Here is an 11,978-nt window from a genome sequence, read left to right as displayed (position 1 = left end):
GCACGGGTCCTCAGCAGCGTGCGACCGTCGAGCTGATTTCACCCGTTCAGCCCAGTGCGGGCGCTTTTCTCACAGCTCTGCAACGAGACCGTACCGGCCGTTCGCACCAGTGTCACTCACCGGCAAGCAGCCCCCGAACTGGGAAAACTGTGTACGGGCAGGGCCGAGGGGCCGTCGCCGGTGCTCCCCGAGGTCACGTTTTCATCAAGCCTGCGACCCGCAAATGGCCTCACCGGTGGTCCTCACCACACTGTTGAACCGGCGACGGAAGTGGTTAGATTTCCCCGCCGCACGAGACCCCATCCGCCGCCCCCGGCGGCTCCGGCGCAGCCCCCAGGAAGGACGCATGAGCAACGCAACGCCATCCGCGCTGCGCGGGCAGCCCCGTGACCAGGCAGGAAAAGCGCGGGAAGCCTTCGGCGGAATCGACAAGAGCTCGGTGCGGAGCACATCGGACGGTCCCGATTTCCACGCGATCCGGCAAAGCCCGGAATTCCGGCGACTCCGCCGCCGCGTGAAATCGTTCGTTTTCCCGATGACCGCGTTATTCCTCCTCTGGTACGTGGGTTACGTGCTGCTCGCGGCCTACGCTCCGGAATTCATGGCCCAGCGCCTGTACGGCGAGGTCAACGTCGGACTGGTCATGGGCGTCGGCCAGTTCGCGACCACGCTGATCATCACCGCGCTCTACGGCCGGTTCGCCCGCAAGCACGTCGACCCCGAGATCGAGGAGATCCGCCGCGAGGCGGTCGGTGACCAGCGATGAACCCAACCCTGCTCCCGTCCGAAGGTGCCCTGGTCAACACCGGCATCTTCGTCGTGTTCGTGCTGATCACGCTGTTCGTGGTCTACCGGGCGAGCAGCCAGAACACCTCCAGCGACTATTTCGCGGCAGGCGGTTCGTTCAGCGGCGCGCAGAACGGCATCGCGCTCTCCGGTGACTACCTGTCCGCCGCGTCGTTCCTGGGCATCGCGGGCGCTATCGCGGTCAAGGGCTACGACGGCTTCCTGTACTCGATCGGCTTCCTGGTCGCCTGGCTGATCAACCTGCTGCTGATCGCCGAGCGCACCCGCAACGTCGGCCGGTTCACCATGGGCGACGTCATCGCGTTCCGGATGCGCGCCCGCCCGGTGCGGGCCGCGGTCGCCGCCTCCACGCTCGCGATCACCTTCGTGTACCTGATCGCGCAGATGGCAGGCGCCGGCGGTCTGGTCGCGCTGCTGCTGGACGTGCACACCGGTGCCGGGCAGGCGCTGGTGATCGCGGTCGTCGGCCTGGTGATGATGCTCTACGTGCTGATCGGCGGCATGAAGGGCACCACCTGGGTCCAGATCATCAAGGCCACGCTGCTGCTGCTCTCGGTCGCGCTGATCACGATCTTCCTGCTCGGCAAGTTCGGCTACGACATGTCGCACCTGCTGCGCGAAGCGGCCAAGAACAACCCGAACGGCGAAGCGATCTTCGCGCCCGGCGTGCAGTACGGGAAGTCCGCGCTGACCCAGTTCGACTTCATCTCGATGTCGCTGGCCCTGGTGCTCGGCACCGCCGGTCTGCCGCACGTGCTGATGCGCTTCTACACGGTGCCCAACGCCCGCGAGGCCCGGCGCTCCACGGTGTGGGCGATCTGGATCATCGCGATCTTCTACCTGTGCACGCTGGTCATCGGCTACGGCGCCAGCGCGCTGGTCGGCAGCGAGGCGATCACCGCCGCGCCCGGTGGCGAGAACTCGGCCGCTCCCCTGCTGGCCTACCGCATCGGCGGCACGGTGCTGCTGGGCATCGTGGCCTCGGTGGCGTTCGCGACGATCCTCGCCGTTGTCGCCGGTCTGACGCTGACCGCGTCGGCGTCGTTCGCGCACGACATCTACGCGAACGCGATGCGCCGCGGGAAGACGGACTCGGACTCGGTCGTGCGGGTCGCCCGCATCACCGCGCTGGTGATCGGAGCGGTCTCGATCCTGGGCGGCATCCTGGTCAACGGCCAGAACATCGCGTTCCTGGTCGGTCTGGCCTTCGCCTTCGCCGCCTCGGCGAACCTGTCGACGATCCTGTACTCGCTGTTCTGGAAGCGGTTCAACACCACCGGAACGCTCTGGGGCATCTACAGCGGCCTCGGCTCCTGCCTGCTGCTGGTGCTGTTCTCGCCGGTGCTGTCGGGCGCGTCGGACTCGATCCTGCCGAACGTGGACTTCGCCTTCTTCCCGCTGAAGAACCCGGGCATCGTGTCGATCCCGATCTCGTTCATCTGCGGCGCGATCGGCACTTTCGTCGGCCGGGAGCGCCCCGACGAGGACCGGCTCGCCGAGATGGACGTCCGGTCGCTGACCGGCATCGGCGTGTCCCGCGGCTGACGGCCCGGCTGTGGGAACCGCCGGGCCGGGCGGTCAGCCCCAGGTGCGCCGGACGTAGTCGGCGAAGCGCCGGGGCGGGCGCCCCAGGACCCGCTGCACGCCGTCGGACAGGTACGCGTTCCCGCCGTTCCTGATCAGGGCGAGCAGCCCGGCGAACAGGTCGGCAAGGTCGTCGGGGAACCCGTCGGCGATCAACGCCCTGGTGAACTCAGCGGGTTCAACGGGCTGGAACACCACGTCCTTCCCGGACTGCTCGCTGATCAGCGCCACCGCCTCCGCGAACGACAGCAGCTCAGGCCCGGACAGTTCGTAGACCTGCCCGTGGTGGCCGTCCTCCAGCAGCACAGCCACCACGACGTCGGCGATGTCGTCCACGTCGATGAACGGTTCCTTCCCGTCCCCGGTCGGCAGCGCGAGCACCCCGGACTCGATCGACGGGGCGAAGAAGTCCTCGCTGAAGTTCTGCGCGAACCAGGTCGCGCGCACGATGGTCCACTCTGCGCCGGAAGCGCGGACCGCGGCCTCGGCGGCCTGCACGCCGGTGCTCGGCGACTCATCGACCTCGCGCGCCGAAAGCAGCACGAACCGGCGCACGCCCGCCTGCTCCGCGCGGGCGACGAAAGTGGAGAACAGCTCACCGGAACCGAGTTCGGTCGGCGGGATCAGGTAAGCCGCGTCGGCGCCCTCCAGCGCGGGTGCCCAGGTCGTCTCGTCGTCCCAGTCGAACCGGACGGCGCCCTTGCGCGAGGCGGCCCGCGCCTCGACACCGCGCTCGGCCAGCCGGGACACGACCCGGCGGCCGGTCTTGCCAGTCCCCCCGAGCACCAGAATCGTCTTGTTTGTCATGGCAACAGCCAAGCAGCACGCGCTGAGACGATCCATGGCCGACCGACTCGTCAGCATGTGTCTTCGTCTAGGCTTGGCGGACGTGGATCCTCTCGCCGATCTCCTGCACGGCGTCCGAGCCCGGGGCGCCCAGTTCTGCAAGTCGGTCCTGTCCCCGCCGTGGGCGCTGCACGTCGACAACTCGGCCACGCTGGAGCTGCACACGATGCTGCACGACGAGGCGTGGATCATCCCGGACGGCGGGCAGCCGGTCCGGCTGCGCCCTGGCGACATCGCGATCGCACGCGGCCCCGGCCGGTACGTCATCGCCGACGACCCGGCCAGCCCTCCGCGCATCCTCATCCGCGACGACCGGTGCGTCTGCGCCGAGGACGGCACCGACCTGACCGAGTCCATGGCGCTGGGACCGCGCACCTACGGGGACTCCGCCGACGGCTCCTCGACGCTGGTCAGCGGCACCTACCAGCTCCCGGGAACCCTCGGCGACCGGCTGCTTTGCGCACTGCCGCAGGTGCTCGTGGTCCCGGCGGTCGACGAGTCCTGCGCACAGCTGCTGCGGCAGGTGGAGGCCGAGCTGGTCCGCGACGTCCCCGGCCAGCAGGTCGCGCTGGACCGCATGCTCGACGTGCTGCTGGTGTTCACCCTGCGCGACTGGTTCACCCGGCCCGAAGCCCAGCCGCCCGCCTGGTACGGCGCGATGGCCGATCCGGTGGTCGGGGCCGCGCTGCGCGCGATGCACACCGCCCCGGCTGAACCGTGGACGGTCGGATCGCTCGCCGAGCACGCCGGTGTCTCCCGGGCGTCACTCGCGCGGCGGTTCACCGAGGCGGTCGGCGAACCCCCTCTGACCTACCTAACCTGCTGGCGGATGGACCTCGCCGCCGAACTGCTCACCCGCCCGGGCGCGACGGTCGCCTCCGTCGCAGGACAGGTCGGTTACGCGGACGGATTCGCCTTCAGCGCGGCGTTCAAGCGGGTGCGCGGCATCAGCCCGCGCGACCACCGGTCTCACGCCACCTCGGCTGCCGCCGCCCGCCCCGCGACCCTGCCGGAGAACAGGCAGCCGCCCAGGAAGGTCCCTTCCAGCGCCCGGTAGCCGTGCACGCCACCGCCGCCGAACCCGGCGACCTCGCCCGCCGCGTACAGCCCGGGCAGCGGCTCGCCGGAGGTCTGGAGCACGCGTGCGGAAAGGTCGGTCTCGGTGCCGCCGAGGGTCTTCCTGGTCAGGATCGACAGCCGCACCGCCACCAGCGGACCGTTCTCGGGATCGAGCAGGCGGTGCGGTTCGGCGACCCGCACCAGCCGGTCCACGACGTAGCGGCGCGCCTCGCGGATCGCCATGACCTGCGCGTCCTTGCCCAGACCGGAGGTCACCTGGCGATCCCGGGCGACGACCTCGCGCTCCAGCGCGACCGGGTCGACCAGCGGCTCGCCGACGAGGTCGTTCATGCCCTTCACCAGCTCGGGCAGGGTCCGCCGGGTGATGAAGTCCTGGCCCCTGCGGACGAACTCCGCCACCGGAGGCGGGGTCGAACCGCCACCGCGTTCGAGGAGCTTGCGGATGCTGCGCTCGGTGAGGTCGGGATTCTGCTCCGACCCGGACAGCGCGAACTCGCGGCTGATGATGCGCCGGTTGAGCACGAACCAGGTGTAGTCGTAGCCCGTTCCGGCGATGTGCTCCATCGTTCCCAGGGTGTCGGCGCCGGGGAACAGCGGCGTGGGCAGCCGCCGCCCGCGCGCGTCCAGCCACAGCGAGGACGGACCCGGCAGGATGCGGATGCCGTGCCTGCTCCAGATCGGCGCGTAGTTCTGGATTCCCTCGGTGTAGTGCCACATCCGGTCGGGGTTGATGATCCGCCCGCCGCTGCCCTCGACGATCTCCAGCATCCGCCCGTCTACGTGGTCGGGCACGCCGGAGATCATCCGCTTCGGCGGTTCGCCGTACCGCTTGGGCCAGTTCTTGCGGACCAGGTCGTGGTTGGCGCCGATGCCGCCGGAGGTGACGATCACAGCCTGCGCCCGGAGCTGGAAGTCCCCCACCACATCGCGCGAGCTCGGCTGCCCCCGCTCCGCGGCGCTGGTCGCCAGCACGTCCCCGGCCACGCCGTCGATCGCGCCGTTCGTGCTGGTCAGGACGTTCACCCGGTGGCGGAAGCGCAACGACACCAGCCCCTGCGCCTCGGCCTGGCGGACCCGGCGGACGAACGGCTCCAGCACGCCGGGCCCGGTTCCCCACGTGACGTGGAACCGGGGGACCGAGTTCCCGTGACCGGTCGCGAGATATCCGCCGCGCTCGGCCCACTGGACCAGCGGGAAGAACCGGATTCCCTGGCCGCGCAACCAGGAGTACTTCTCCCCGGCGGCGAAGTCGACGTAGGCCTCGGCCCACTTCCGCGGCCAGTGGTCCTCCTCGCGGTCGAACCCGGCGGAGCCCATCCAGTCCTGCAAAGCCAGCTCGTGCGAGTCCTGAACGCCGAGCCTGCGCTGCTCCGGCGAGCCGACGAAGAACAGGCCGCCGAACGACCAGAACGCCTGGCCGCCCAGCGACGCCTCGGGTTCCTGGTCGAGCAGGATCACCCGGCGGCCGGCGTCGGCCAGCTCGGCGGTGGCGACCAGCCCGGCCAGCCCTGCCCCCACGACGACGACGTCGGCGTCCAAGCCCATGGCGATCCCTTCCCTACTGTCGAGTAACCGAGCCCTGTATACCGCAGCAGCGCGCCGCGGAACAGGCATAGAACGCAACCTTTAGGCACGTTGTTTCGACTTGGTCTTTAGGCACACGTCAGATCAATGGGAAAAACACCCGGTCGGGGTGAATCCGGTCTATTCGCTGGCAATCTTTCCGGGGCTTCGGGAATCTGGATTGCGTCGACCGGATGTTCTTCCGGCTTTCTCCTGTCATGAAAGGGGTTCCGCCATGTTCTCGCACGCCGTCTCGCCCGCCTCGGTCACCGACCTGAACGCACGCCGCCGGATTCCGGCACCACGCAGACGACCGTCGACGCTCCGGCGGATACCGCCGTCGGGTCCACGGCTCCGGAGGTCGACCCTCCTCCGGCTGAGCGCGGCGCTGGTGCTCACGCTGCTGTCCCTGTTGTCCCTGCTGGCCGGGGCCACGGCGGCGCAGGGCGCTCCGGCGCTATGCCCGGCTGACACCTTCTGCGCCTACGAGAGCCATCAGTTCCAGGGAAGATCCCACCACGCCGAGCTCGCAGCGACCCCGCTCGAACGCTGCGTCCCGCTGCCACCGGAGCTGAACGCGACCTCGTTCGTCAACAACACCGGGCGACCGGTGACGGTGTACCAGGATCCGACCTGCTCGACGGAAGCCGACTTCCGAACATTCCCAACGGGAACGTTCGTGCCACAGGCGCCATACGTGGGCAGGGCGATCCAGATCTGGTCGCATTGAACCGATCCAGAACCGGCATTGGCCGCTGCCCCGAATTCAGCCCGCATGGGAAGCAATTCCCGCCGAGCACGTTCCCCTGATCCTGCGAGCACGATCTCTCGACCCGCAAGCGCGTTCTCCCCGACCTGGCTCGGCGTCCATCGGCGCGTCCGCCCCCGACCTTGGGATGCACCGATGAGCGCCGCCGGGTGGACGAGCCGGAGCGCTCCGGCTCGTCCACCGTCCTCTGGGGGGTTCGGGGGCGGTTTGAGGGCAGGGTGCTGTTGCGTGGGTGGTTCCGGGGCGCTCGCCGCCCCCAGACCCCAGGCAGGTCTCCGGGACCGAAGCGGCTCTGCCGGTTCGGAGTCCGGTAGGGCTCGTGGCTTCTGGGGCGCTCGCCGCCCCCAGACCCCAGGCAGGTCTCCGGGATGAGTCTCCGCTGTCCGGCTGCGGTTCGGTTGGGGTGGTTCTCATCCCGTCGACCTCCACGGAGGGCTATCAGACCGCGTCAAGGGGGCCGTTGCGTTGTTGCGCTGCGGTTTTCTTGTCTGTGCCCCCTTGACACGGCCTGATCGGGCTGCGCCAGGTCGACGGGATGAGAACCTGCCCCGCCCTCGTAGGTGGGGACTTCGTTCTCGGCTTGCGCGCGTCGGGTGCTCCAGCTGGGTTCCCGAGCAGCCGCTCAGGTTCCGCTCCGCACGCCCGTCCCGTGTCCGAAACGCCCTAACGGACGACGGTCCGCATGACGTCCAGCAAACGTTTCGCAGAGGAGGTCCACGTGAAGTTCCGCGCCTGTACCCGAGCCGACTCCACCAGCTCCGCCCGAGATGGGCCGTCGGCCAGTCCGGTCACCGCGGCGGCGAAACTCTCCGGGGAGTCCGGGGCGAAGAACCGCGCGTGGCCGCCGGTGACCTCTCGGAAGATCGTCAGGTCACTGCACACCACCGGGGTTCCGGCGTTCATCGCTTCGATGATCGGCAGGCCGAACCCCTCGTCCTTGGACGCGGTGACCAGTGCATCGGCCCTGGACAGCAAGCGGTGGTAGTCGCCGTCGCTGATACCCCGCCAGAACACGACATCCGCACCAGGTGGAATCCGCTCCGCCAGCTCGGCCTCGCGCTCCGGGGCCAGTCGGCTGACCAGGTGCAGCCTGTGACCAGGAAGGAAAGCCATGCCCGCGATCAGCGTTTCCACGTTCTTGTACGGCATGAACGAACCCATGTACACCAGCTCGCGCGGCCCACCGGAGTCCTCGGCCGGTTCGTCGTCGCTGGGTTCCCGGAGATCCGACGGTGCATTGTGGACGACCGTGATCGGGCGCCGGGTCAGCCGGTGCTCCGCCATGAGGTCCCGGGTGGTCTCGCTGACGGTCACCACGGCGTCGGCGCGGTTGAGCAACACCCGCTGCGGCCAGTACGCCTTGTGGTAGAGCCGCCACACGATCCGCACCGGCAGCGGCAGGAAGCCCGGAGGCTGCGGGTGCCGGTAGTAGATCAGGTCGTGCAGGGTGAGGATCAGCTTGTGCTGCCGCCGGAAACCGCCGATCACCTGCATCGGGCTGAACACGACGTCGGCACCGAGCCGGTCGAGGGTGCGTGAGACCAGCAGTTCCCGCGGCGAGAACGGGCTGTTGATCTTCACGTGCGGAACGCCCTCCGGCAGCAGCGCGAGCTGCCGGTCGTCGTGGATCAGCATCGTCACCGGGTGCAGCTGGTGCAGCGCGTCGACGAGGTTCGCGCCGTAGCGGCTGATCCCGTCGTGGGTGTCTGTCCGGGTCCAGCGGGCGTCGACGAAGACCCGCATCGGCCGCGGTTCCGCCGTGGCGGTGGTCTTCGCGGCACCGCTCGCGTCGTGGTCGCTCATGATGCTCCGAGGAATTGCCTGATCTCGCTCGCCGCGGCTTCGGGCGTCTCGTAGTGCACGAGGTGACCGACGTGCGGGATCACGGCGAGCCGGGCGTTCGGCAACCGTTCCGCGAGGGCGTGCTGCCCGGCCAGCGGCGCGATCTCGTCGGTTTCGCCCGCGATCAGCAGCGTCGGCATGGACAGCGCGGACGCGTACTCGGTGACGGTGTTGCTCACCGAGGCCGAGAAGGTCTCGGAGAGCAGCTCCGGACTGTGGAACCGGCTGAAGTGGCGCAGGTGGTTCTCGTCGATGAAACGGCGCAGCCGCTTGTCCTTGGTGCGGGTCATGGCCCGGCTCGCCCCGAGCACGACCCACCGGTTCGACAGCAGCGCGTGTCCCATCCGGGTGGGCAGCGCCTTGCCCAGCGCGTAGTACGCCGACGCCAGCCCGGAGGCCAGCACCCGCGGCCCGCGCAGGGCGAGGGTGGAGATCGGATTGACCAGCACCAGCCGACTGACCAGCTCAGGAGCGGAGGAGGCGACATGAGCCGCGACGATCGACCCGAACGAATGCCCGAGCAGCACGACCTTCCCGCCGAGCAGGCTGATCAGCTCGACCATCGCGCCGGCGTAGCCCTGCGCGTCGTGCCTGCTGCCCACCATCGGGCCGGAGTCGCCGAAGCCCGGCAGGTCCGGCACCACCACCCGGTGGTCCGGCAGGCCGGCGGCGATCAGTTCGAGCCCGTGGTGGGTGCCGCGCAGGCCGTGCACCATCAGGACCGTGTCCGGGCCGTCCGGCCCCGCGAGATCGTCCCGGTGGACCCAGTAGTGCAGGTCGGCACCGTTGATCTCGGCTACTCGCTCGACCGGATCGAGCCCTGGCCTGACCACCTCGGCTCAGCTCGCCAGCTCGGCGTGGATCTCTTCGAGCTCCAGGCTCTCGTCGGCGTCCATCACGTGCCGGTAGATCGCCTCGAACCGGCCGAGGACGACGTTGATGTCGTGCTTGGACACCAGGCGTTCGCTGGCCGCGCCCATCCGGTCGATCGTCTCGCGGTCGCTGATGACCTCGTCGATCGCCTTCGCGAGCGCGTGCACGTCGCGCGGCGGGTAGAGCCAGCCGTTCTTGCCGGACTCGACCAGGTGCGGCAGGGCCATGGCGTCGGCGAGCACCACCGGGGTTCCGGCCGACATCGCCTCCATCGTCGCGAGGCTCTGCAGCTCGGCGATGCTGGGCATGCAGAACACGTCGGCGCGGGCGTAGGCGTCGAGCAGTTCCTCGTCGCTGACGAACCCGGCGAAGTGCACGCGGTCGGCGATGCCGAGCTCGGCGGCGAGTTCCTCGAACGCGCCCCGGCGGCTGCCGTCACCGACGATCTCCAGCCTGGTCGGGGCCTTGGTGTGCAGCAACGACATCGCGCGCAGCAGGTCCTCGATGTGCTTCTCCTCGTCGAGCCTGCCGACGAAAAGCACGGTCCGGGTCTTGGGGTCCGGGTTGTGCTTGCGGAACTGCCGGGCGCGGCGGCGGTAGCGCTCGACGTCCATCCCGCACGAGACCGGCATGGCCCGGTTCGGGAACCCGTTGTCCTGCAGCAGCTGCACCGCGCGCGGAGTCGGCGCGGTGACCAGCTGGGCCTTGCTGTAGTGCCGGATCAGGTTCCGCCACAGCAGCCGCGAGGCGCTGGGCTGGAACATCCGCGGGATGCGCAGGTAGCCGAAGATGTTCTCCGGCATGAAGTGGTTGGTCGCGACGAGCGCGATGCCGTGCTTGCGCGCGGTGTTGATCAGCGCGCGTCCGATGTAGAAGTGCGACTGCACGTGGACCACGTCGGGCTGGATCTCCGACAGCAGCTTCTCCGCGGCGGCCGAGGCCTGCCAGGGCGCGTTGATCCGGAAGGTGGGGTGCGCGGGGTTGCCGTAGGAACCGACCCGGTGCACCGTCACGCCGTCCTCCACCACGGTCACGGAGTGGCGGTCCTGCGCGTGGCAGATCACGTGCACGTCGTGGCCACGGCGCGCCAACCCCGTTGCGAGGCGGTGTCCGAAGTTCCCGGCCCCGCTGACGTCGGGGGGGTACATCACGGCCCCGATCACGATCCGGAGCGGATGCCTGCTGGACGGTTGCGAAGTCAAGAGGTACTCCCGTCAGGACGATCTGTCGAACTCGGTCCGGCAAGATCACTGCTGCCGGTCACAGTGGTGGGCACCCGTCGATCTTGGGTCTCCGGGTGGAACCTCGCGAGCGCGAAGACCCCGGCGCAGGCCACCGCCGCGCACAGGACCTCGCCGACGGCGGTCCAGGTCCCGACCCGGTCGGCCTCGCCCAGCAGACCGATGCCCAGCCCCACGGCGACGATCGGGTCGATCACCGTCAGGCAGGCCACGACCAGATCAGGAGGGCCGCTCGCGTAGCCGTGCTGCAACAACCAACCGCCCACGATCATCGCGATGCCGACGCCGAACAGCGGCAACAGGTTCAGCGACAGCAGGTCGGTGGTGCCGACCTGCTGCACCACCGCGCGCATGAGCAGCGACACGTAGCCATAGGCGACCGCGCAGCCCGCCGCGTACAGCACGCACCGGACCTTCGAGCGGCTCATCATGGCGAAGACGCCGAGCGCGAGCACCGCGCCGGCGACCAGCTGGGTCGCGAGCAGCTGGTCGTCGGGTGCCACCGGGGTCGGCTGCGCGCTCCCGGCGGCGAGCACCACGAACGCGCCCACCCCGACCGTGCTCGCGACCACCGCGAACACGACGGTCGGGTCCAGGGTGCGGAGCTTGATGCCGTGTTCCCGGGCGTTGAGCAGGACCGTGATCGGCAGCGCGAGCACGCCGATCGGCTGCACCACGGTCAGCGGGGCGAGCCCGAGGGCGCAGGCGTGCAGCACGGCGCCCGTCCCCAGGGCCAGCGCACCGAGCAGCCAGCGGGTGTTCCTGAGCAGCCGCAGCTGGCTGCGGAGCCCGAGCCCGCTGTCGCCGATCGTGTCGTGGACGGCTGCGTGCTGGGTCCGAGCGCCCACCGCGTAACCGACGGCACCCAACGCGGCGAGCAGCACCGCCAGCGTGGTCATCGCGGACCACGCTCCACCGGGTCGTTCGAGTGCGGCAGCAACGCGGCGTCAGTCCTCTTCACCAGGCAACAGAACGGTTCGACTTTCGAACACACTAGTGCGAGTCTCACGACACGCCCCCCATCCGAGCACACCTGCGAGCAACGTCGCACGGGCTGTTCGACCCCTGTCGACCGGCGCCGGGGGCACCGCCCGTCCGTGCCGTTCAATCTCGCGTCTCATCGGACCGCTCACATCCGGGGTAGTACCCCAATTTCTCCCTGAGGCGTTCCAGGTTGGCACCCTGAACCCCCTGGTTCCCCTCAGGGTTGCCGTCCCTCCGCCGCCTGGCCAGCCGAAGATCGTTCCTCCTGGGTGCACACGGTCGCCCGCCACTTCCGCACTCATACGGGTAACCCGCAGGACGTCCCCGACACACCTCGTCGGCACCACGCATAACAACCGGTGCGGTACGGGGAGCCGGTGCGGTACGGG

10 protein-coding genes are annotated in these 11,978 nt (G+C 69.4%); 4 read left to right on the top strand and 6 right to left on the bottom strand.

What is annotated here, in order from left to right:
• The first annotated feature begins 223 nt into the window (after positions 1 to 223).
• Positions 224 to 766, top strand: coding sequence for a DUF485 domain-containing protein (locus ABD691_RS08565; RefSeq protein WP_344678955.1), 543 nt, complete (start codon positions 224 to 226; stop codon positions 764 to 766).
• Positions 763 to 2,352: a solute symporter family protein gene (locus tag ABD691_RS08560; protein WP_344678954.1), complete on the top strand. Its 1,590-nt coding sequence runs from the start codon at positions 763 to 765 to the stop codon at positions 2,350 to 2,352. The genes ABD691_RS08565 and ABD691_RS08560 overlap by 4 nt, the downstream gene beginning before the upstream one ends.
• Before the next feature lie 33 nt (positions 2,353 to 2,385).
• Here the strand turns inward: ABD691_RS08560 and ABD691_RS08555 are convergent, their stop codons facing one another.
• Positions 2,386 to 3,198, bottom strand: a complete 813-nt coding sequence (locus ABD691_RS08555; protein ID WP_344678953.1) for an NmrA family NAD(P)-binding protein — start codon at positions 3,196 to 3,198, stop codon at positions 2,386 to 2,388.
• An 82-nt stretch (positions 3,199 to 3,280) separates the two neighbouring features.
• Here ABD691_RS08555 and ABD691_RS08550 point away from each other — a divergent pair, with 82 nt between their 5' ends.
• Entirely contained in the window at positions 3,281 to 4,294 is a 1,014-nt protein-coding gene (locus ABD691_RS08550; protein ID WP_344678952.1) for an AraC family transcriptional regulator, read from the top strand.
• Here the strand turns inward: ABD691_RS08550 and ABD691_RS08545 are convergent.
• Positions 4,207 to 5,862: an FAD-binding dehydrogenase gene (locus tag ABD691_RS08545; RefSeq protein ID WP_344678951.1), complete on the bottom strand. Its 1,656-nt coding sequence runs from the start codon at positions 5,860 to 5,862 to the stop codon at positions 4,207 to 4,209. The genes ABD691_RS08550 and ABD691_RS08545 overlap by 88 nt on opposite strands.
• A gap of 253 nt (positions 5,863 to 6,115) precedes the next feature.
• Here ABD691_RS08545 and ABD691_RS08540 point away from each other — a divergent pair, with 253 nt between their 5' ends.
• Positions 6,116 to 6,610: a peptidase inhibitor family I36 protein gene (locus ABD691_RS08540; protein WP_344678950.1), complete on the top strand. Its 495-nt coding sequence runs from the start codon at positions 6,116 to 6,118 to the stop codon at positions 6,608 to 6,610.
• Between the two features lie 702 nt (positions 6,611 to 7,312).
• Here ABD691_RS08540 and ABD691_RS08535 read toward each other — a convergent pair.
• Genes ABD691_RS08535 through ABD691_RS08520 form a run of 4 tightly spaced genes read right to left on the bottom strand, consistent with a single transcriptional unit; the run spans position 7,313 to position 11,504 of the window.
• A complete protein-coding gene (locus tag ABD691_RS08535; protein ID WP_344678948.1) occupies positions 7,313 to 8,452 on the bottom strand; it encodes a glycosyltransferase family 4 protein in 1,140 nt (379 codons plus the stop codon).
• Positions 8,449 to 9,324 carry an alpha/beta fold hydrolase gene (locus tag ABD691_RS08530; RefSeq protein ID WP_344678946.1) on the bottom strand — a complete coding sequence of 292 codons (876 nt, stop codon included), beginning with the start codon at positions 9,322 to 9,324 and terminating at the stop codon, positions 8,449 to 8,451. The genes ABD691_RS08535 and ABD691_RS08530 overlap by 4 nt, the downstream gene beginning before the upstream one ends.
• A 6-nt stretch (positions 9,325 to 9,330) precedes the next feature.
• Positions 9,331 to 10,566, bottom strand: coding sequence for a glycosyltransferase (locus ABD691_RS08525; protein WP_344678945.1), 1,236 nt, complete (start codon positions 10,564 to 10,566; stop codon positions 9,331 to 9,333).
• The gene (locus ABD691_RS08520; RefSeq protein WP_344678944.1) at positions 10,563 to 11,504 is read right to left on the bottom strand and encodes a DMT family transporter; all 942 of its coding nucleotides are present in this window, start codon (positions 11,502 to 11,504) and stop codon (positions 10,563 to 10,565) included. The genes ABD691_RS08525 and ABD691_RS08520 overlap by 4 nt, the downstream gene beginning before the upstream one ends.
• Positions 11,505 to 11,978 lie beyond the last annotated feature (474 nt).

The sequence above is a fragment of the Saccharopolyspora taberi genome (assembly GCF_039534165.1).
GTDB classification, from domain to species: Bacteria; Actinomycetota; Actinomycetes; order Mycobacteriales; family Pseudonocardiaceae; genus Saccharopolyspora_D; species Saccharopolyspora_D taberi.
The sequence above is the reverse complement of the archived record's forward strand: the minus strand, read 5'-3'. Positions and strand labels throughout refer to the sequence as shown.

Coding starts and splice junctions, on each gene's coding strand:
- ABD691_RS08565 (WP_344678955.1), top strand. CDS start 224: ATGGCCTCACCGGTGGTCCTCACCACACTGTTGAACCGGCGACGGAAG.
- ABD691_RS08560 (WP_344678954.1), top strand. CDS start 763: ATGAACCCAACCCTGCTCCCGTCCGAAGGTGCCCTGGTCAACACCGGC.
- ABD691_RS08555 (WP_344678953.1), bottom strand. CDS start 3,198: ATGACAAACAAGACGATTCTGGTGCTCGGGGGGACTGGCAAGACCGGC.
- ABD691_RS08545 (WP_344678951.1), bottom strand. CDS start 5,862: ATGGGCTTGGACGCCGACGTCGTCGTCGTGGGGGCAGGGCTGGCCGGG.
- ABD691_RS08540 (WP_344678950.1), top strand. CDS start 6,116: ATGTTCTCGCACGCCGTCTCGCCCGCCTCGGTCACCGACCTGAACGCA.
- ABD691_RS08535 (WP_344678948.1), bottom strand. CDS start 8,452: ATGAGCGACCACGACGCGAGCGGTGCCGCGAAGACCACCGCCACGGCG.
- ABD691_RS08520 (WP_344678944.1), bottom strand. CDS start 11,504: ATGACCACGCTGGCGGTGCTGCTCGCCGCGTTGGGTGCCGTCGGTTAC.